The following is a 20,466-nucleotide window of genomic DNA, read 5'->3' as shown; positions in this document are numbered from 1 at the left end:
AACTCCGGACCCGTCCGGAGGCAGGGCGATCAGCGCAGCGGACCGGGTGCCACACGGTGTGGTCCCGATACGTCCCTCGCAAGGAGAACGGCATGGCTCAGGGAACCGTCAAGTGGTTCAACGCTGAGAAGGGCTTCGGCTTCATCGCCCAGGATGGCGGCGGGCCCGACGTCTTCGTCCACTACTCCGCCATCAACGCGAGCGGTTTCCGCTCGCTGGAGGAGAACCAGGCGGTCAGCTTCGACGTCACTCAGGGTCCGAAGGGCCCGCAGGCGGAGAACGTCACCCTTGTCTGAATCATCCTCGATGAGGATCTGATCGCTCGGGACCCGTCGGGTCCGCCGGCGGCCGCGAGGCCGTCACGGTGAGCACAAGAGCTGCAGTACCCAAGGGGGCCCGCCTTCCGGCGGGCCCCCTGCCTTTTCCGGCCCGCCCGGCCCCCTTCCCCGCCCGGCCCCCTGCCCGCCCGGACCTCTCCCCGCCCGGGCCCGGCGCGGCCCTCGGCCCGGTGCACAGCACCCGGAGCCCCGCGGTGCCCGGGTGCGCGCACGAGGACGGCCCCCTCTCCCGTTCACCGGGAGAGGGGGCCGCGTCCGTACGGGGCGGGCGTCAGGCCGTCGCGGGGGCCTTGGCACCGGCCTGGGCCGGGACGGTGACCGGGGCCGAGGCCGGGGCGTCGTCGTAGAGGTCACCGGCCGGGTTGTTGTACGCGACCAGGTCGAGCGTCTTCTCCCGGGCCGCGACCACGACCGGCACCAGGGCCTGACCGGCGACGTTGGTCGCGGTGCGGACCATGTCGAGGATCGGGTCGATGGCCAGCAGCAGACCGACGCCTTCCAGCGGCAGGCCCAGGGTGGAGAGGGTCAGCGTCAGCATCACGATCGCACCGGTCAGACCGGCGGTGGCGGCCGAGCCGATCACCGAGACGAAGGCGATCAGCAGGTAGTCCTTGATGCCGAGGTCGATGCCGTACACCTGGGCGACGAAGATCGCGGCCAGCGAGGGGTAGATCGCGGCGCAGCCGTCCATCTTGGTGGTGGCGCCGAACGGGACGGCGAAGGAGGCGTACTCGCCCGGGACGCCGAGCCGCTCGGTGACCCGGCGGGTGACCGGCAGGGTGCCGACCGAGGAGCGGGAGACGAAGGCCAGCTGGATGGCGGGCCAGGCGCCCTTGAAGAAGTTGACCGGGTTGAGGCCGGCGGCGAACTTCAGCAGCAGCGAGTAGACGCCGAACAGCACCAGCGCGCAACCGACGTAGACGTCGACGGTCAGCGTCGCGAACGGCTCCAGCAGGTCCCAGCCGTACTTGGCGACGGACTTGCCGATCAGGCCCAGGGTGCCGAGCGGCGAGAGCCGGATGACCCACCAGAGGGCGGTCTGGATCAGCTCGAGCACCGACTCGCTGAGCTTGAGCACCGGCTCGGCCTTGGCGCCGAGCTTGATGATCGCGGCGCCGGCCACGATCGCCAGGAAGACGATCTGCAGGACCTCGACCTCGGTGAAGGCGGTGACGATGTTGGTCGGGAAGATCCCGGTGAGGAAGTCGATCCAGCTGCCGGTGGACTTCGGCGCCTTGAGGCCCTCGGTCTTGAGGTTGGTGCCCTCGCCCGGGTTGGTCAGCAGGCCGAGGCCGAGGCCGATGGCCACCGCGATCAGCGAGGTGATCGCGAACCAGAGCAGGGTGCGGACGGCCAGCCGGGCGGCGTTGGTGACGTTCCGCAGGTTGGCGACGCTGACCAGGATCGCGGTGAAGACCAGCGGCGGGACGGCGAGCTTCAGCAGCTGGACGAAGATCCGGCCGATGGTCTCCAGGGTGGTGGCCAGCCAGGAGATGTCGGCCGCGCGGGCCAGGTAACCGAGGGCGACGCCGAGCACCAGGCCGGCGACGATCTGGGCCCAGAAGGGCGTCTTGCGGATTCTGGCGAGCACGGACGGCGACGAGGTCGCCTCGGGCGCTGTGGACATGACGGTGCGGCTCCGGGGGAGGCGTGACTGACGGTGTGGCGGGGGGCGGGAAAGGCGGCACGGCGCGGGAGCCGGACGGGAAGGGAACCGGCCCCGATCAGGGGCGTGCCGCCTGAATACAGCTCATGGCGCGACAACGGCGCGGGCTGTCCACAGCACCGGACAGACGCCCGCGGGCGGCACCGGGCTGCGAGCCCAGGCCGTGCGCCGAACGTGCGTCTGAGGTGGTCATGGGCGATACGTTAGCAGTAAAGGTTTGAGATGTTCAAAGTAGTTGTTTGAGTTCCGGGCGCGAGGGATCCGGCCCCGGCGTGACGGCGCGACGCCCGGCAGGCCCCGAGGGGAGCCCCGAGAGCGCCCCGAGATAGCCGGGGCAAGCCCGAAGGGGCCAGCGGCGCTACGGGCCGGTCCGATTGACCACTCAGCGGTTATACGTATAACTTGGGAGGCATCCCCGCCCGCTCCCTGCCCAGACCGGAGAATCCCGCCCATGGGCTACCTCGCCCTGCTCCGCGCCCCGCACGTCGGCCGCCTGCTCTTCGGCACCCTGCTCGGCCGCCTCCCGGCCGGTATGACCGCCCTGGTGATCGCCCTCGCGCTGCGCGACGCCGGCGCGCCGTACAGCCGGATCGGGCTGGCCACCGCCGCGTACGCGATCGCGGCGGCCATCGGCGGGCCGGTGCTCGGCCGGATCGTGGACCGCACCGGCCAGCCGCGCGTCCTGCTCGTCTCCGCGGTGATCGCCGGCGGCGGGTACGCCCTGCTGGCGCTGGCACCGGCGTCCGCGGTCAGCGCCACCGTCGGCGCCGCGATCGCCGGACTGGCCATGCCCCCGCTCGAACCCTGCCTGCGCTCGCTCTGGCCGGACGTCGTCGAGGAGGAGCAGCTCGACACCGCGTACGCCTTCGACTCCGCCTCCCAGCAGATCCTCTACGTCGCCGGCCCGCTCGCGGTGGCCGGCATCGCGGGGACCGCCGGCCCGGTCACGGCGCTCTGGGTGGCGGCCGGACTCGGCCTGGCCGGGGCGCTGGTGGTCGCCACCACCGCTCCGGCCCGCACCTGGCAGGCGCCGCCGCGCGCACACTCGGCGGGCCTGCTCGGACCGCTCCGCTCCCCCGGCCTGGTCCTGCTGCTGATCGGCCTGGCCGGCGCCGGCTGGGCGGTCGGCGCGCAGAACGTGCTGTTCATCGCCTACGCCGAGGCCCACCACGGGGACGGCCTGCCCGGCGGCGCCGGGAGCCTGCTGGCCCTCGCGGCGCTCGGCGGCCTGCTCGGCGCGCTCGCCTACGGCGCGGTGCGGTGGCGCAGTTCGACGGCCACCCGGACCTGGCTGATGGCACTCGGCATGGCCGTCAGCTACCTGCCGCTGGTGCTGGTCCCGGGGCCGGCCGTGACGGCCGTCCTCGCCTTCGTCTCCGGGATCGCACTGGCCCCGCTGCTGGCGGCGGCCTTCGTACTGGTCGCCGAGCTGGCCCCGCAGGGCACCGTGACGGAGGCTTTCGCCTGGCTGGTCACGCTCTTCGCGACCGGGAACTCGCTGGGCTACGCGGTCTCCGGCCACCTCGCGGAAGGGTCGCTGCGTTCGGTGGCGGTCTGCGCGGCGGGCGGGATCGGCCTGGGCGCGCTGCTGCTGTTCGGCGCCCGCCGCTGGTTCCGCCCGGTCGGCGGGACCTCGGCCGCGGCGCACCCGCTGCCCTCCGCCGAGCCGGTGCCGGTGCCGGTGGGCTGAGCCGCCCGCCGCATCCCCATGGACGTGGCTGCGCCTGTCGGGCCGGTGGTCTGGCTGACGGGCGCAGCCACTTCGTCGTACCCGCTCGGGTCCGCGCCGGCCCCGCGCGCCCGTCCGCCCCGCCCGCGCGCCCGTGCGCCCGGGCGACGGCGGCCGGCAACCCGGCAACCCGGCAACCCGGCAGCCCGGCACCCGTCGGAGTCAGTGCTCCCGGGAGCCCGGGGCGGTGGAGGACCGCAGCACCAGCGAGGTGGCGAGCGGCGGCACGGGTGCGACCGCCTCGCCCCGGAGCAGTCCGGCGAGCGCCGCCACCCCGGCCCGGCCCAGCTCCTCGCCGGGCAGGTCGACCGTGGTGAGCGGCGGGGTGAGCAGCGCGGCCACCGGGACGTTGTCGATCCCGACCACCGAGAGGTCGGCGGGCACCCGCAGGCCCCGCTCGGCCGCGGCCTGGTAGACGCCGGCGGCGACCACGTCGTCGTCGCAGATCACCGCGTGCGGCCGGTCCGGCAGCTCCAGCAGCCGGTGGGCGACCTCGCGCGCGGCGGCCTGGCCCTCGTTCAGGCTGACGCCGAGTTCGACCGCGTCCAGGCCCAGCGCCAGAACCGTCTCCTCGAAGGCGGCCTGGCGGACCCGGAAGGTGTAAGCGGCGTGGGTGGAGCGGAGCCTGGCGATCCGGCGGTGGCCGAGGGCGGCGAGGTGCGCGACGGCGGCGCGCATCCCGCCGCCCACGTCCAGTTCGACGGTCGGACGGGTCCGGTCGGTGCCGGGGTCGGCGTCCAGGAAGACGACGGGGGTGTCGGCGGGCAGTTCGCCGAGCTGGCTGTCGTCCGGGGAGCAGATCAGCAGGCCGTCGAAGCGGCTGGTGGTGGCGGCCTCGGCGAGGGTGGCGCTCCCCCAGCCCGAGCTGACCACGACGGCCAGGCCGTGTTTGCCGGCCTCCTCGTGGACGCCCTCCAGCACCCGGCCGAAGAACGGGCCGAGGATGTTCGGCACGGCCAGCAGGATCATGCCGCTGCGGCCCAGCCGGAGTTGACGGCCGGCGGCCTGCGGCCGGTAGCCGAGGCCCCGGGCGGCCTCACGGACCCGCTCGCGGGTGGCGTCGGAGACCCGGCGACCCGCCTCGGAGCCGGAGAACACCAGCGAGACGGTGGCCTGCGAGACCCCGGCCAGGCGGGCGACGTCCCGGCCGGTCGGGCGGCGGACCGGGGCCGGCCAGGTCCCGGCGGCCGGTTCGGGGTGCCCCGGCGGCACGGACGGCACGGCGCCCCCCGGCTCAGCGCCCTCGGGTGCGGCGCCCTCCGGCACGGCGTTCTCCGGCACGGTGGCGCGGGTCAGTTCTGCGGGGCCGAGGCGGCGGGGCCGGCGGGCGTCTTGGTGGCCCCGGCGCGCAGCGCGTCGTCCACCGCGTCCTCCTCGGCGTTCTGCGCGGCGATCCGGGAGGCCGTCCGGGTGCGGATGCCGTCCACCCGGCCGGAGATCTCGACCGACATCTCGTCACGCTGCCGACTGAGCAGCACATAGCTGAGCGGCGCCGAGACGACGGCGGCCAGCAGGAAGAGGAAGATCACCCCGGCCTCGCCGGAGACCGGGATCACCTGGAAGTGGCCGAGGATCAGCACGACCAGCAGGCAGCCCAGGAAGACGGAGACCCGCATCGAGGTGTAGCGGAGTGTGGCGTGCGACTTCTTGCTCACATTGCTGCTCACCGGGGACACATCCTTCACTGCGCTGGGACCGGCCGGTCTCCCAGTGAAGCATGCCCGGCGGGCCCGGCGGGGAACGGGTCCCGCCCCGGACCGCCCCGGCGCGGGCCTGATCAGCGCAGGTCGCGCCACATGATGACATCGTCCCGGTCGTCACCGGGAGCGACCCGGATGGCGCAGGGCACCCGGCCGACCTCGACATAGCCGCAACGGAGGTAGAAGGACTCCAGGCCGAGCCCGCCCCGCACCTGGAGCTTCAACCCGTCCAGCCCCCATTCCCGGGCGATCCGCTCGGCCTCGGCCAGCAGCACCGCGCCGTACCCGCGCCCCTGCAGCTCGGGGTGGACCATGACCTTGGAGACCACCCGCCAGTGGTCCATCGGCCCGAACCGCATCGACTCCAGGATCAGCAGCCCGGCCAGCCGCCCGGTCCCGGTCTCCCGCGCGATCAGCAGCCGGTCGGGTCCGGCCGGGGCGAGCCCGGCGAACTGCGCCGCCCCGGCGGCCCCGACCTCCTCCTCGGTCACCCGGCGGACGAAACCGACGGCCCCGCCGGCGTTGCTGGCGGCCGCCCACAGGCTGATGACCTCGGCGCGCAGCTCGGGGCCGAATCCGGGGTCCAGGGTGAAACTCAGCGTCATGATCCAGAAGCCTAGCCACCCCTTACGACACTCCGGCTTCCACTCGGGCCGGGCCGGTCGAAGCCAGTCCGCTCAGGCCAGGGCCGGGACCGCGCGGTCCGTCCGCCCCGGCGTCCGCAGGGCCAAGCAGAGCAGCACCGCGACGGCGCAGAGCCCGCCCGCGACGTACCAGGCGAGGTCGTAGTCCCCGAGCGCGTCCCTGGCGACCCCGGCCAGACCGGCCACCACCGCGGCGCCGATCTGGTGGCAGGCCAGCACCCAGCCGAAGACGATCGGCGCGTCCTCCCCGAAGTACTGCCGGCAGAGCGCGACGGTCGGCGGGACGGTGGCCACCCAGTCGAGCCCGTAGAAGATCACGAACGCCAGGATCGGCGGCTCCAACGAGCCGGCGAACAGCTGCGGCAGCAGCAGCAACGAGAGCCCGCGCAGCGCGTAGTAGACGACCAGCAGCCGTCCGGCGTCGAAGCGGTCGGTGAACCAGCCGCTGGCGACGGTGCCGATCACGTCGAACACGCCGATCAGCGCGAGCAGGCTCGCCGCGGTGGTGACCGGCAGGCCGTGGTCGTGGGCGGCCGGAATGAAGTGGGTGCCGACCAGCCCGGCGGTGGTCGCGCCGCAGATCGCGAAGGACGCGGCCAGCAGCCAGAACGCCCGGACGCGGGCGGCGTCCCTGAGCACCCGCAGCGAACGGGCCAGCGCCCGCCCCCCGGCGGCCGGGGCGGGCGGGGGCTCGGTCGCCCCGTACGGGAGCAGGCCGAGGTCGGCGGGCCGCTCGCGCATCAGCAGCAGCACCGGGACGGCCACCGCGCTGGCCGCCAGCGAGACCACCACGACCGCCGAGCGCCAGCCGTGCTGCTCGACCAGCCAGGCGCCGAGCGGGAGGAAGACCAGGTTCCCCGCCGCCCCGGCGGCAGTCAGCACCCCGGTCACCAGACCCTGCCGGGCCCGGAACCAGCGGCCGGTGATGGTGGTGGCGAACGCCCCGGCCATCGAGCCGCTGCCGAGGCCGACCAACACGCCCCAGCACAGCACCAGTTGCCAGGGCTCGCGCATCAGCATGGTGAGTCCGGAGCCGACCGAGATGGTCAGCAGCGCGCAGACCACGATCAGCCGGACGCCGAACCGGTCCATCAGCGCGGCGGCGAACGGCGCCGTGAGGCCGTAGAGGGTGAGGTTCACCGCGGTGGCGCTGGATATCGTGCCCATCGACCAGCCGAACTCGGTGTGCAGCGCGTCCATCATCAGACTGGGGGTGGAGCGGAATCCGGCCGAGCCGAGCAGTACCAGCAGCGCGACGCCGGCCACCACCCAGGCGTAGTGCACCCGGGGGGCGCGGGCCGGGCCGGCCGGGCCGGCACGGTCAGCAGATCCGGCGGGGTCGACAGGTCCGGCCGGAGCCGCCGTGCCGGTGGAGGCGTTCGCTTCGTTCACGCGGCCGAGTCTCCCGAAGGGGCCGGGTCGCGACGAGGGGCGGGGCTGCCAGCTTTCGTCGGAATCGGGCCACCCGGGGAGCGGGAACCGGCCGCCCGGAGTCCGCGCTTCGGCGAACGAGCCCGGCAAACGGGGCCAGTGTCCGGTGACCGGGGGCCGGTGACCGGTGGCCGAAAAGGATCGCCCAGAGCGGGCGGATCGGATGGCGGCGGGCCGCGCGCACCCCGAGCACGGCACGGCCGACCGCCATCCAACCTCGGCGCACGGGGCCCTGGACCCGTGCGACGCCCTCCGCACTCGCCGAGGAACGGTCACACGACCGGCCCTGCCTACGGCCCCCCTGCTGACGTGATCCCCCTGGACAGCAGCACCGCGGCGGCGTTCGGGTGTCCCTCGGCGTCCCCTCGCGACGGAGAGCTGCACCCAAGCGTGATCAGTCGGATACGTCACGTCAATGGCTTGTCCGAAATTCGGAATGGTTGCGTCAGCTTTCGGCCCTGCGATCATCGCGCCCCGACGGGCCGCCAGAGACCGGCCACGGCCCGGCCCTACTGCGCCAGGGCCGCCCAGTCGACGGTGGCCAACGGGTCCGCAGGGCGGGCGTCCGGGCTGATCTCGCACCAGACCCGCTTGCCCGAGCCGTCCGGGTACCAGCCCCAGCGGTCGCAGAGCAGTTCGACCAGCTCCAGCCCGCGCCCGTTGGTGGCGTCGACGTCGGCGCCCGCGTGCCGGGGTGCCGGGGCGACCTGGCTGGCGTCGGCGACCTCGACCCGCAACGGGCCGACCGTCACCGCCTCGCGCACCCCACCGCCTCCGGCCGGGGCGGAACCCGAGAACGCCGAACCGTCCGCACAGACGCCCGGCGAGCCGGCGGCCGACCCGCCAGGGGAGCCGCCAGGGGAGCCGCCAGGGGAGCCGTCCGGGGAGCCGTCCGGTGGCACGCCGGGGAAGTCGCCCAACGGGAAGCAGAGCCGCAGCACGGCCGGACACCCGGTGTGCACCACGGCATTGGTGACCAGCTCGGAGACCACCAGCACCACCGTCTCGGCGATCGGCGCGTCCGGGTCCACCCCGTGGTTGAGCAGCCGGGAGCGGACCCACCGGCGGGCCCGGCCGACCTCGGCAGGGTCCGCCTGCACCGCCAGCTGTACCTGAAGAACCTGCACCGCTCCACCACCCGCACTCGCAGTTCGGCACCGTATCGACCGGGCCCTGGTCGCCCGGCAGGCCCGGGCACGCTCCGGGCCGCCGTCCTCCGGGCCGCCGTCCGCCGGGTCACCGCACGTCACGCCCGGTGCGGGGCGCCCGCACCGGCTCGTCCGCCGCTCGTCGACCACGACGCGAATACGCCTCAGGATGAGTCGGCCGGCGGACCGCAGCAAGCGCTTCGGGCATATTCCAGCGATCGGGGGACAGGGCAGGGCATACTGTCCCGCTCACTCTGACGAGCCTCGGACCGGCGATCGCCCGGCCGTTCCGACCGGCCCCGGACGCAGTGGCGAACCTACCGCCGTCCGCCCCTCCCGCCGCGCCCGCCACTCGCGAACCACCCGTGCGACATATGTCCGACCACCTTCGAACAGCGCAACGGCGAAACAGCGGGTCCGACGACAGATCCCACGATCCGACCATCCGAAGCACCGGGCTCCGTTCTTCCCCGAATCGCTCCGCCGCCCGAAGACCCCGGGATACCGTGGACGCGTCAGCGGTCGGTCCGGCAGGAGGGGTGGTGACCGGTGGCCACCACCGACGACGCCCCGCACCGGGACGAGCAGCTGCAACGGCGCCTGGCCCGCGGCGAGGAGACCGCCCTCGGCGAGCTGTACGACCAACTCGCCCCGATGGTGCACGGATTGGCGGGCCGAATACTGGCCGACCAGACCGCCGCGGCCCAACTCACCCGGGAGGTCTTCGCCCACGTCTGGGAGCATCCCGAGGCTTTCGACCCGTCCCGCGGCTCGCTCCGCTCCTGGCTCGGCGCGCTGACCCACCGTCGTGCGGTGGACCGGTTGCGCGCCCGCCGCGCCGAGGCGGCGGGCTACGCCGGGCCGGCCGAGGAGGACGAGATCCGCACGGTGGCCACCGCCGCCCGGGTCCAGTACGTCGTCTCCGCCCTGCCGCAACCGCTGCGTGAGACGATCGCGGAGTCCTACTACGACGGCCGCACCTACCAGGAGACGGCCCGTCGGCTCGGGATCAGCGAACAGTCCGCCAAACAGCGGATGCGGCTGGGGCTGGGACTGCTGGCCACCGAACTGGAGCAGGAGCGCGAGCGGCACCGGCCCTCCGCCCCGGCGGCCGGCGGTCCGCGCGGCGGGCTCCCGACCCCGGGCGCCGGAAGCCCGGACGGACCGGGCGCCGGGCAGGACGGGCAACGGACGGAGGGCGGAGGGACGTGACGACCACCGACGAGCGGCACGAGGCGCTGCGCTCGCTGCTCGGCGCCTGGGCCCTCGGCGCCGTCCCCTCCCCCGAGGCCGCCGAGCTCGAACTCCACCTGGCCGGCTGCCCGCAGTGCGCCGAGGAGGCCGGACGGCTCCGCGAGGCGGCCGGCTGGCTCTCCGTCGAGGAGCCGCTGGACCAGCCCCGCGCACTGCGCCAACAGGTGCTCGACTGGTGTCTGACCCGCCGCCCGGCGGACCTGCCGGTGCCCGTCTGGGGCATGCCGTACACGGCCGAGACCGCCAAGCTCGACGCCCTGCTGCGCGACCTCGGCCCCGAGGAGTGGCAGGAGGTGGCCGAACTCCCCTGGCACGGTGGCACCGACTACCTGCGCCCGGCCGAGGTCCTGTGCCATCTCGCTGCCGTGGACGGCTATCTGGCCGTCGCGCTCGGCCTGCCCGACCCGGTGCCGGGCGGCCCGGTCCCCGGCGGCGGGCCGACCGCCGCGCGCCGGGTCCCGCCGCAGGAGGCCGGCGCCGCCCCGGTGCCCCGGGTACCGCCGCAGGCGGGCCCGCGGTGGGCCCGGATCGCCGAACGCACCGCCCGGCTCACCGCCGAGCAGGCCGGCCAGCCGCCCCAGCGGATCCGCGCCCGGTGGCGCCGGCACTGCCACGAACTGGTCCGCTCGGCCGCGCTCGCCCCGCAGGGCAACACCCCGGTGGACTTCGGCTTCGCGACCGTCCCGCTGCGGGACGCCTTCGTCGACCGGGCCTTCGAGTGCTACGTGCACGGCGAGGACATCGCCCGGGCGGTCGCCTACCCGTACGACCCGCCGGCCCCGCAGCACCTGCGGCAGATGGTCGACCTGGCGGTGCGGATGCTGCCGCTGGCCCTGGCCGGGCAGCGGGCGGCGCGCCCCGAACCGGCCGGCGCGGCACTCGGTGGCGCCGACGGGTGGCCGGACCGCTCCAGGGCTGCGGCCGGGTCCGAGGCCGGGGCCGGGCGCAGGACCGGCCGTCGGATCCGGCTGGTGATCGACGGTCCGGCGGCCGGCGAGTGGCTGATTCCGCTGGACGGCCCGGACGCCGGTCCGCCCGGCGGCGAGCCGGTGGCCGCGATGGTGCTGGACGGGCTGGAGTTCTGCCAGCTGGCCGCCGCGCACCGCGACCCGGACCGGGTGCCGGTCGGCGAGCACGGCGACCGGGCCGCGATCCGCGAGGTGCTGCGCGCGACGCCCCTGCTGTCCCGGCCCTGACTGCCGCAGAAGCCGCGACCACGGCTCGGCCGGCTCAGGCGAAGACGACCGTCCGGCTGCCGTTCAGCAGCACCCGGTGCTCGCTGTGCCACTTCACCGCGCGCGCCAGCGCCTGGCACTCGACGTCCCGCCCGAGCGCGACCAGCTGGTCCGGGGTGACGTCGTGGGTCACCCGGGCCACCTCCTGCTCGATGATCGGGCCCTCGTCGAGGTCGGCGGTGACGTAGTGAGCGGTGGCGCCGATCAGCTTCACGCCCCGGGTGTGCGCCTGGTGGTACGGCTTGGCGCCCTTGAAGCTCGGCAGGAAGGAGTGGTGGATGTTGATCACCTTGCCGGACAGCGCGGTGCAGAGGTGGTCCGACAGCACCTGCATGTAGCGGGCCAGCACGACCAGCTCGACGTCCTCCTTGGCGACCAGGTCCAGCAGCTGCTGCTCGGCCTCGGCCTTGTTCTCCCTGGTCACCGGGATGTGGTGGAACGGGATGCCGTAGCCCTCGGTGAGGTCGCGGAAGTCGGTGTGGTTGGACACCACCGCGGCGATCTCCACCGGCAGCGCGCCGATCCGGGTACGGAACAGCAGGTCGTTCAGGCAGTGGCCGAACTTGCTGACCATCAGGACGATCCGCAGCTTCTGCTCGCTCGGGTGGATCTGCCAGTCCATCCCGAACGAGGCGCCGATCGCGGCGAAGCTGGCCCGCAGCTTGTCGGCGGTCACCGGCTCGGCCGCCGAGAAGTGCACCCGCATGAAGAACAGCCCGCTGTCGCCGTCACCGAACTGCTGGCTGTCGATGATGTTGCACCCGGTCATGAAGAGGTAGCTGGAGACCGCGTGGACGATGCCCTGCTTGTCGGGGCAGGACAGCGTGAGGACGTACTGGGCGCTGGCCGGCTGCTGTTCCACGTGGGGGTGTCCCGTCCTGAGCTCGTGCTGGTGTGAATGCTCCAGCCTGTCACACTCCGGGACGCCCCCAGCCTGGCTGCCCGCACTCCGGGACGGACCGGCCCGCACCGGGCGCCGACCCCCGGGCCGAGCGGGCGAGGAGGCTCCGACGGACCCCCGCCGGGGCCCGCGTCGGGGCCTGCAACGGGGCCCGCGACGGGCCGGCGCCGGGGCCGGTCAGACCTGGGTCAGGATCCGCAGGATGTCCAGCGAGCGCGGCGGCGCGTCCGGGTCGTCGCCGTCGTTGGCCGCCAGCAGGACGTGCGCCTCCCTGGCCGCCCGGACCGCCTCCGGCCAGTCGTGGTGCCCCAGGTAGGCGGCGGCCGGCGCGTCCGCACCGACCTCGTGCAGGATCTGCACGACCCGCAGCACCGCGAGGTCCACCAGCGTGGCCTCGGCGGAGTCCCGGAAGATCGTGCCGATGTACTTCTCGGCGGACCAGCGGTCCAGCCAGGTGTCCTCGACCAGGCGGTAGACGGCGTCGGTCACATCGCCGTACCCCTCACGGCCGGGCAGCCAGGCCTCCCGCTGGAACCCGGGGTCGGAGAGCATGTGCAGGGCCGAGCGGAGTCGGGCCCGCCAGCGCCACCAGGGCAGGTCGTTGAGCGGCATGCCGCCCATCGTGCTGGAGCGGTGGCCCGGACGAGAAGGGTTTCGGGCAGACCGATACGAAGATTCTGTGCTGGCGGACATGGAGAGCGATCGTACGTTCCCCGACCGTTCGTACTCCACTCCCGATCTACACGCGTTCCCGCCCGGAGTTCCTTCTCCGTTGGTCGCCTGTTGGCTTTGCGGCCCTCTCGGCTTGCGGCATCAGGGATTGGCTGGAACAGGTGCGCAGCAGAGAGCGCCCCGGGAGGGAAAGACCCATGACCAGCCGAAGGGGCTCGTCCCAGGCCATGAACCCGATCGCAGGACGGCGCGACCGGCGCCCGATTGCTGCCGTCGCGACCGCCGCGGCGCTGCTTCCCACCCTCTTCTCGGCCTCCGCGTGCGGCGGACCGGCCGACGCCGCCAGCAATGGTGGCGACCTCACCGTCATGACCTGGGCACCGTCCGGCACCGGCTCGGCCGACCGTCCCGGTATGACGGCCCTGGCCGAGGCCATCGGCAAGGACCTCAACGTCAAGGGCGGCCTCGGTGGCCGCCGACTCAATGTGATCACCTGCAACGAGCACAACACCGCCGACGGCGCCCGGGCCTGTGCCCAGCAGGCGGTGGACGCCAAGGCGGTCGCGGTGCTGGGCTCCTACAGCCAGTTCGGCGACGACTTCATGCCCGTCCTGGAGCGCGCCGGCATCCCGCTGATCGGCGGCTACGGGCTGTCCCAGCCGGAGTTCAGCAGCCCGCTGTCCTACCCGGTGGGCGGCGGCATGCCCGCCCTGATCGGCGGCAGCGGGCGCCAGCTGGTGGAGGCCGGCTGCAAGGCCGTCTCGCTGATCCGCCCGGACACCCCGGCCGGCGACAACCTGCTCGGCTACCTCGGCAACGCGCTCAAGCCGGCCGGGATCAAGCTCCTGGACGTCAAGGCGCCGGAGAAGTCCAACGACTACAGCCCGGTGGTCAAGAAGGCGATCGGGACCGACCAGGCCGGCAACTGCGTCACCAGCGCGCTGGGCGCCGAGCCGACCGGCAACCTGCTGGACGCGTTCCGCCGGACCGGCGCGAAGAACACCAGGATCGCCTCGGTGATCGGCAGCGTGCAGCAGTCGGTGGTCGACTCCACCGGCGGCGACAGCGGCCCGCTCTCCGGTGCCTTCGTGACCGGCTGGTACCCGCCGGAGTCGGCCAAGATCTGGGACGGCCTGCGGGCGGTCATCCGCGCCGACTCCGATCGGCACATCGACGCGGCCGACCCGGGGGTGCAGACCACCTGGGTCGCCTACGAGGTGTTCAAGCAGGTGTCCGAGCGCCTGACCGCGGCCGGGCAGCCGGTCACCAGCAAGGCCGTGACCACCCTGCTGGACGGCGGTGAGCCGATCGACGTCGGGCTCACCCCGCCGTTGAACTGGGCCACCACCAACATGCTGCCGAGCACCGAGTCGCCCCGGCTGGTGAACACCTGGGTCACCTTCCAGGTGGTCAGGAGCGGCCAGATGACCCTGCAGCGGCCCGGCTTCGTCGATGTGCGCTGGGTGCTCACCGGCGGCAAGCCGCCCGCCTGAGCCGACCCGCTCCCGGGGGCACGCACCCCGGGAACGGCGAGGGCCCGACCGCAGTGGTCGGGCCCTTTGCCGTGTCCGCCACAGCCCCGGGTCCGGATCCCGGCCGGGTGTGGGTTCAGAGGTCGCCGTCGGTGCGGGTGGGCAGCGCGGTCTGGCCCGCGACGGTGTTCCAGAGCCCGGACGCCTGCTTCTTCGCGGTGGTCGCGGTGCCGCTCGCGGCGACGGCGTTCTTGTAGTGCTGGTTGTCGTTCTTCTTGGGGTCGCAGCCGCTCTGCGCGTCCCCCGCCCAGGCCGCGTACTCGTCGTCGGCGGTCGCCGAGGCCGCCCACGCCGCGTTCAGCTGCTCGACCAGCTGCGGACCGCCGGCCAGCTTGTCCGTCTTCAGCCCGGAGAGCTTGCTCTGCAACTCCCGCCGCTGGCCGGCCGCGGCGGTCAGCGCCTGCTGCGACTCCGGGAGCTTCTCGCACTTCTGCACCGAGGCGACCGCGCCGATCACCGCCTGCCGGCTGTCGTTGGCGGTGCCGAGCAGGTCGGAGAGCGCCTGGGCCTGGGCCTTGACCTCCGGATTGACGGAGGCGGTCGTCGGACCCGGGGCCTGCTGCGCGGTGGTGGCGGCGGTGGTGCCGCCGGTGGTCGCCGGGGCGGCCTGCGGCTTCGACCCGGGCTTGTCGTCGCCGCTGCTCATCAGCACCGCGACCAGGGCGGCCGCGGCGATTCCGCCGACCACCACGCCGCCGATCACCAGCTTGTTGGAGGAACGGCCGCCGCCGCGCCGGGCCGGGGGGTAGCCGCCGGCGCCCTGCGGGTCGGCCGCCGGGTAGGGCGGCAGGTACTGGGTGGCCTGGCCGGGGTCGGCCGGGTGGCCGGGGTGCGCCGCGCCTGCCCAGCCGGGGGCCGGCATCCCCTGCTGCTGGGCCGGCATGGCCTGGGTGGGCAGCGCGCTGTCGCCGAAGTACTCGGGCTGCCCGGGCGCCTGGCCCGGGTAGGGCCCGGCCTGCCCGCCCGGGTACGGCGCGGCCGGCGGCCGGCCGTGCGGCGGCCCGGGCTGCTGGACCGGTTGCTGCCCTGGCTGCTGACCCGGCTGCTGGACCGGTTGCTGCCCCGGCTCCGGACGGAACAGGTCGTCCAGATTGAAGTCACCGGAGTTGGGGTACGAGCGGCGCTGACTCAACGCGATTCCTCACCTGTGCACGACCGCGCGCTGACGGCGGACCACATCTCGTCGGTTCTTGGGAGCATCACAGTTCCTTGGACGTCGCGCCCACGCTACCGGTTCACCGAACCGGCCGACCACGTGGGCGCTCCGCCCCTCACCGCCACCGCACGCTCCGTGCCGCCGCGCCATCGCGCCGCTCAGGCAGCCTCCGCCTCCGCCCTGGCCTGGAACTCGCGGACCACCCGCTGCTCCCGGTACGGCTCCAGCCGGCGGCGGAACTCGTCCAGGTACTCCACGCCCCGGTTGGAACGCAGACCGCTCAGCAGCCGGACCGCCTGCGCGCCCGTCTCGCAGGCCCGTTCCACGTCCCGCTGCTGGAGCTGGGCCGTCGCCAGCAGCACCAGGTCCACCGCGCGGCGCCGCACCCGGGTCGGCGGGTGCAGGTCGAGCGCCCGGCGGGCGTAGTGCTCGGCCTGGCCCGCCTGTTCGAGGTCCCGGTGGCAGTGCGCCAGTTCGTCGGCGAGGTAGGCGTCGTCGAAGTGGACGATCCAGTCCGGGTCGTCCTCCGGGCGGCGCTTCTCCATCATCTCCAGTGCCTTGGCGGCCACCGCCTCGCACGCCCGGGCGTCGCCGAGCAGGGCGTGACCGCGTGCCTCGGCCGCGTAGAACATCGCCATCGCGGTCGGGGTGGCCACCGTCCTGGCGCCCTCCTGTGCGGCCCGGGCGAGTTGGGCGATCTCCCTCGGGTTGCCCAGGGTCGCCGCCAGGTGACTCATCGAGGCCGCCAGCACGTACCCGCCGTAGCCCCGGTCGTCGGCGGCCTGGGCCAGGCGCAGCGCCTGGATGTAGTACCGCTGGGCGAGGCCGGGCTGTCCGGTGTCCACCGCCATGTAGCCCGCCAGCTCGGTCAACCGCGCGACGGCCGCGAAGAGCTGGCGGCCCGTCTCCTCCCGGTAGGAGCCGCCGAGCAGGCCGGAGACCACGCTGTTGAGGTAGTGCACCACGACCGGGCGGACGTGCCCGCTGCCGAACCGGTGGTCCAGGTCGACCAGCATCGCGGTGGTCGCCTTGATCGCCGCGACGTCGGTCGGGCCGACCCGGGTGCCGCCACTGCGGGCCACCACCGGGTCCGGCGGGGTGATCAGCCAGTCCCGGCTGGGCTCGACCAGGGCGGAGGCCGCCACCGTCGCCCCGGTCAGGAAGTCCCGGCGGCCGACGTCGCTGCGCCAGAGCTCACAGACCTGCTCGAGTGCGGCGCCCAGCGTCGGCGCGAACTGCAGCCCGATGCCGGAGCTGAGGTTCTTGCCGTCCGCCATGCCGATCTCCTCGACCGACACGCTGCGCCCGAGCTTGCGTCCGAGCGCCTCGGCGATCACCGCCGGCGCCTGCCCCCGCGGTTGCTGGCCGCGGAGCCATCGTGCGACGGAGGTCTTGTCGTAGCGCAGGTCAAGACCGTGCTCGGCACCGCAGAGGTTGACTCTCCGTGCCAGACCGGCGTTGGAGCAGCTGGCCTCCTGGATCAACTGTTGCAGGCGTTCGTTGGGCTGTCGTGCGACAAGTGGTCTCGCGGCCATGGGCTTCGCCTCCCCACACCCTCCGGACCCGGCCGGCGGGCGACGCTTTCTGCTGATCTCTGTTGCCGAGTTGCCGACTGTCCGACCGTTCAAGGAAACTGACACCAGGTTAGCGATCAGCAACGCCAGCGGGATACCCACGGTGACGATCCCCACCCCCCACGCGCCCGGCAGAATGCTCCCATGCGCCCCCATTGCGCCCACCCCGCCTCCCCCCGGCACGCTCCCGCACGGTCCGCCTCACCGGTTCGGGTGAATTGCCACCGCGTGGCGGAACGGCCCGCACCCGACCGTAACCCGCCTCACGCACGGTAGTTGAGCAGCCCGTGGAAGACACCCCCGACTCCCCCGACCAGGGCTCCGACGCAGGACTGCCCCCGCTGCTCGTCGAAGCCGTCAGCTACGCCGAGACCCGTCACTGGGAGGTCGCCCCGGGCGCCTGGCTGATCGACGGCGACGGCCCCGCCCGCTGCTCGTGTGGTGAGCCGCGCTGCGCGCTGCCCGGTGCCCACCCGATCGACTCGGACTGGGCCCGCAAGGCGAGCGCGGGGCCGGGCGCGGTGCGGCGCTGGTGGACGGAGCGCCCGCAGGCGTCGATCCTGCTGCCGACCGGGAGGTCCTTCGACGTCCTGGACGTGCCGGAGGTGGCGGGCTGCCTGGCGCTGGCCAGGATGGAGCGGATGGGCCTGCAGCTCGGCCCGGTGGCGGTGGTACCGACCGCGCAGGGCCGGGCGGGGCGGCGGCTGCACTTCCTGGTGCTGCCCGGGGTGGCGGCCAAGCTGCCGGAGATGCTGCGCAAGCTGGGCTGGCCGCCCGCCCGGCTGGACCTGGTGGCCCGGGGCGAGGGCGACTGGACGGTGGCCCCGCCGTCCCGGGTCGGCCCGACCGGATTCGCCCAGTGGGCCCGCTCGCCCTCCGCGCTCAACCGCTGGCTGCCGGACGCCGCCGAGCTGATCAATCCGCTGGCCTACGCCTGCGGGCGCGAGGCGCCGGCGGCCGCGGCGCAGCCGGCCCAGCCCGCGGCGGTGCGCTGACCGCACCCCGGCCGCCGGACGGCCGAGCCGCTGGACGGCCGGCCCGCTGAACGGCCGAACGGCCGCACCGGCGAACGGCCGACCCTTCCGAGGACTGCCGCCCTACGCCGATCGGGTGAGGGGTGTGCACCGCGCGAGACCCCGCGCACGAGTGACGGGCCTTGTCTCCCACCGGAGGCCGGGCCCGTCATACGCATGTGCGGATAAGGGTTCGGTGTACCCGCTGGTCAACGGCGAAAGCCCCTCGTACGAGTGACAACGCTCAAGGATTGCCATGATCGGCCGAGTGGCAGGAATCCCCATGTGAGGAGCCGCCGGAAGGGGCGCTCGGTCGGGGAAGCCGGGCGAGGCGGACGGGAGGGACGGAGGGGAACCGGAGGGGACAGGAGGGGACGGGAGGGAAGGCGGGGGCCGCGGTACCGGCCGGGTTCGGGGAGGCCGGTGGCGCGGGAGCGGGAGGGAAACGGGGAGGGCGGAAGGGCCCGGTGCACGGGGAGCACCGGGCCCTTCCGGCCGTTCGCGCGCGGGGCGCGAGCCTTCGTCGGGCTCGCGCGCGCCTTTCTCAGGCCTGGGCGCCCTCAGGTCTGGGCGACGAAGACGTGCGCGGCGATGTCCTTGCCCAGCTCGGCCGCGCTGTCGCCGGAGCCCACCATGACCCCGCCGACCCCGGCGGTCACCCGCACCGTGGAACCAGGACGGATCCCGGCCCGGCGCAGCGTGCGCATCAGCTCGCCGTCGGTCTGGATCGGCTCGCCGATCCGGCGGACCACCACGTCGGCGCCCTGCTCACCCGGCAGCACGGTGTCCAGCGGGACGAGCCCGGCGTCGAAGCCCTCGCCCTCGGCCTTGGCGTCGCCCAGCTCGTCCAGCCCCGGGATCGGGTTGCCGTACGGGGACTGGGTCGGATGGCCGAGCATCGCGAGCACCTTGCGCTCGACGGTCTCGCTCATCACGTGCTCCCAGCGGCAGGCCTCCTCGTGCACCTGCTCCCACTCCAGCCCGATCACGTCGACCAGCAGGCACTCCGCGATGCGGTGCTTGCGCATCACCCGCACCGCGAGTCGCCGGCCCTCCTCGGTCAGCTCCAGGTGGCGGTCGCCCGCGACCCGGAGCAGCCCGTCGCGTTCCATCCGGCCGACCGTCTGGCTGACCGTGGGACCGCTCTGCTCCAGGCGCTCGGCGATCCGGGCGCGCATCGGGGTGATGCCCTCCTCCTCCAGCTCCAGGATGGTGCGAAGGTACATCTCAGTGGTGTCGATCAGCCCAGACATCGCCGCTGGCTCCGTTCCTCGGGGTCCTCACGGCCAATTCTGACGTACCGCGACGACAACCGGGCCCGCCCCGGGCCCCGGGGGGCGGCATTTCGTGCCTGTTGACAGCGGCACCGGTGAGGCAGCACGGTGCTCGCCGTAGCTTTCTCCACCAGCGGTCCGGACCATCACGGCCGCCCCACCCGGCCGGGGCCACCACCGGCAGAGAGCGAAGGCAGCAGATGAGCGAGCTGGTCGGCCGGTACTTCGAGGCCGCGATCGCCCACCTCCAGCGGGTGCGGACCGAGGAGGCGGAGAACATCGAGGCCGCCGCCGCCCTGCTGGCCGAGGCGGTCGCCGGGAACCGCCGGGTCTTCGCCTTCGGCGCCGGCCACTCCTCGCTGGCGGCCCAGGACGTGGTCTACCGGGCCGGCGGGCTGGTGCCGATCAACCTGCTGGAGGTTCCCGGCATGTCCGGGGTCACGGTGATGCCGGCGCCGCTGTCGAGCGCCCTGGAGCGGGTCTCCGGACTGGCCACCACCACCCTGGACCTCACCCCCGCCACCAGCGGTGACCTGCTGTTCCTGATCTCGCTCTCCGGTCGCCAGACCATGCCGGTGGAGCTGGCCCAGCACGCCCGGGGCCGGGGCCTGAAGGTGATCGGACTGACCTCGCTGGCCTATCCCGGCGCGGTCCCCTCGGCGCATTCCTCCGGCACCTACCTCAAGGACCACTGCGACGTCGTCCTGGACAACAAGATCGCGGTCGGCGACGGCGAGCTGACCCACCCCGGTGCCGAGACCACCTTCGGCCCGGTCTCGACCATCGTCACCAGCGCGCTGATGCAGGCCGTGGTCGCCTCGGCGGTGGAGCGGCTGGCCGACGCGGCCCTCGCCGGTGAGGGCGCCGCCCCGCCGCTGTTCCGCTCGGGCAACGTGCCCGGCGGCACCGAGTGGAACGCCAAGCAGATGACCGACAACGCCGACCGGATCTTCTACACGTTCTGAGACCTTCTGAGACCTTCCGGGGCCTTCCGCCGCCTTCCGGGACTTCTCCGCGCCGCCCCGCCCGTTCGACGTACGGCGGGAGCGGCGCCGGTACCGGGCCCGCTACGCCGCCCGGCCGACCCTCCCGCCGGCCGGCCTGGACAGCCACGCCGACGGGGCGTCCACCCTGCCTGCCGCCTGCCCCGGCCCGCCCGTCCGAGCTTGTCCCCCCGGGCGCACCGGCCTGCCCGCACA

At 74.0% G+C, this 20,466-nt stretch carries 18 protein-coding genes; 7 read left to right on the top strand and 11 right to left on the bottom strand.

Translation table 11 applies throughout. The annotated features are described in order from the left end of the window. The first annotated feature begins 92 nt into the window (after positions 1-92). A complete protein-coding gene (locus SM793_RS00305; RefSeq protein WP_030393541.1) occupies positions 93-296 on the top strand; it encodes a cold-shock protein in 204 nt (67 codons plus the stop codon). 313 nt (positions 297-609) lie between these two features. On the opposite strand, the gene SM793_RS00300 is transcribed toward SM793_RS00305, so the two are convergent. After that, positions 610-1,965: a dicarboxylate/amino acid:cation symporter gene (locus tag SM793_RS00300; protein WP_320435898.1), complete on the bottom strand. Its 1,356-nt coding sequence runs from the start codon at positions 1,963-1,965 to the stop codon at positions 610-612. 490 nt (positions 1,966-2,455) lie between these two features. Here SM793_RS00300 and SM793_RS00295 point away from each other — a divergent pair, with 490 nt between their 5' ends. Beyond that, entirely contained in the window at positions 2,456-3,694 is a 1,239-nt protein-coding gene (locus SM793_RS00295; protein WP_320435897.1) for an MFS transporter, read from the top strand. A 201-nt stretch (positions 3,695-3,895) separates the two neighbouring features. Here the strand turns inward: SM793_RS00295 and SM793_RS00290 are convergent, their stop codons facing one another. From SM793_RS00290 to SM793_RS00270, 5 genes are all read right to left on the bottom strand, one after another. Further along, on the bottom strand, positions 3,896-5,014 hold the full coding sequence (locus tag SM793_RS00290) for a LacI family DNA-binding transcriptional regulator (protein WP_320435896.1): 1,119 nt from the start codon (positions 5,012-5,014) through the stop codon (positions 3,896-3,898). An 11-nt stretch (positions 5,015-5,025) separates the two neighbouring features. Beyond that, positions 5,026-5,400, bottom strand: a complete 375-nt coding sequence (locus tag SM793_RS00285; RefSeq protein WP_320435895.1) for a DUF4229 domain-containing protein — start codon at positions 5,398-5,400, stop codon at positions 5,026-5,028. Between the two features lie 110 nt (positions 5,401-5,510). Continuing rightward, positions 5,511-6,038: a GNAT family N-acetyltransferase gene (locus SM793_RS00280; protein WP_320435894.1), complete on the bottom strand. Its 528-nt coding sequence runs from the start codon at positions 6,036-6,038 to the stop codon at positions 5,511-5,513. Positions 6,039-6,110: 72 nt separating this feature from the next. Next, positions 6,111-7,469, bottom strand: a complete 1,359-nt coding sequence (locus tag SM793_RS00275; RefSeq protein ID WP_413815835.1) for an MFS transporter — start codon at positions 7,467-7,469, stop codon at positions 6,111-6,113. A gap of 548 nt (positions 7,470-8,017) precedes the next feature. After that, a complete protein-coding gene (locus tag SM793_RS00270) occupies positions 8,018-8,635 on the bottom strand; it encodes an ATP-binding protein (protein WP_320435893.1) in 618 nt (205 codons plus the stop codon). 570 nt (positions 8,636-9,205) lie between these two features. On the opposite strand from SM793_RS00270, the gene SM793_RS00265 reads away from it, so the two are divergent. Together SM793_RS00265 and SM793_RS00260 are read left to right on the top strand one after the other, a co-directional pair. Further along, complete coding sequence (locus SM793_RS00265) at positions 9,206-9,868, top strand: RNA polymerase sigma factor (protein WP_320435892.1); 663 nt, start codon at positions 9,206-9,208, stop codon at positions 9,866-9,868. Continuing rightward, a complete protein-coding gene (locus SM793_RS00260) occupies positions 9,865-11,106 on the top strand; it encodes a zf-HC2 domain-containing protein (protein WP_320435891.1) in 1,242 nt (413 codons plus the stop codon). The genes SM793_RS00265 and SM793_RS00260 overlap by 4 nt, the downstream gene beginning before the upstream one ends. A 34-nt stretch (positions 11,107-11,140) precedes the next feature. Here SM793_RS00260 and purU read toward each other — a convergent pair whose 3' ends face one another. Together purU and SM793_RS00250 are read right to left on the bottom strand one after the other, a co-directional pair. Further along, a complete protein-coding gene (gene purU / locus SM793_RS00255; protein ID WP_320435890.1) occupies positions 11,141-12,007 on the bottom strand; it encodes a formyltetrahydrofolate deformylase in 867 nt (288 codons plus the stop codon). 216 nt (positions 12,008-12,223) lie between these two features. After that, entirely contained in the window at positions 12,224-12,667 is a 444-nt protein-coding gene (locus SM793_RS00250) for an SCO4402 family protein (protein WP_413815834.1), read from the bottom strand. Between the two features lie 248 nt (positions 12,668-12,915). Here SM793_RS00250 and SM793_RS00245 point away from each other — a divergent pair, with 248 nt between their 5' ends. Then, positions 12,916-14,211 (top strand): ABC transporter substrate-binding protein, encoded by a 1,296-nt coding sequence (locus SM793_RS00245; protein WP_320435888.1) that lies wholly within the window; start codon positions 12,916-12,918, stop codon positions 14,209-14,211. A 115-nt stretch (positions 14,212-14,326) separates the two neighbouring features. Here the strand turns inward: SM793_RS00245 and SM793_RS00240 are convergent, their stop codons facing one another. Both SM793_RS00240 and SM793_RS00235 read right to left on the bottom strand, forming a co-directional pair. Next, the gene (locus SM793_RS00240; protein ID WP_320435887.1) at positions 14,327-15,382 is read right to left on the bottom strand and encodes a hypothetical protein; all 1,056 of its coding nucleotides are present in this window, start codon (positions 15,380-15,382) and stop codon (positions 14,327-14,329) included. A gap of 182 nt (positions 15,383-15,564) precedes the next feature. After that, positions 15,565-16,941: a hypothetical protein gene (locus tag SM793_RS00235; RefSeq protein WP_030393555.1), complete on the bottom strand. Its 1,377-nt coding sequence runs from the start codon at positions 16,939-16,941 to the stop codon at positions 15,565-15,567. 326 nt (positions 16,942-17,267) lie between these two features. Between SM793_RS00235 and SM793_RS00230 the strand changes: the two genes are divergently transcribed. After that, the gene (locus SM793_RS00230; protein ID WP_320435886.1) at positions 17,268-17,975 is read left to right on the top strand and encodes a bifunctional DNA primase/polymerase; all 708 of its coding nucleotides are present in this window, start codon (positions 17,268-17,270) and stop codon (positions 17,973-17,975) included. Between the two features lie 578 nt (positions 17,976-18,553). Here the strand turns inward: SM793_RS00230 and SM793_RS00225 are convergent. Continuing rightward, complete coding sequence (locus SM793_RS00225) at positions 18,554-19,246, bottom strand: metal-dependent transcriptional regulator (protein ID WP_320435885.1); 693 nt, start codon at positions 19,244-19,246, stop codon at positions 18,554-18,556. Between the two features lie 221 nt (positions 19,247-19,467). Between SM793_RS00225 and SM793_RS00220 the strand changes: the two genes are divergently transcribed. Further along, on the top strand, positions 19,468-20,232 hold the full coding sequence (locus tag SM793_RS00220) for an SIS domain-containing protein (RefSeq protein WP_320435884.1): 765 nt from the start codon (positions 19,468-19,470) through the stop codon (positions 20,230-20,232). The last annotated feature ends 234 nt before the right edge of the window (positions 20,233-20,466 follow it).

The organism is Kitasatospora purpeofusca (assembly GCF_034043715.1).
GTDB lineage: Bacteria > Actinomycetota > Actinomycetes > Streptomycetales > Streptomycetaceae > Kitasatospora > Kitasatospora purpeofusca_A.
Note: the sequence above shows the minus strand (reverse complement) of the source record. Positions and strands in the feature narration are given on the sequence as shown.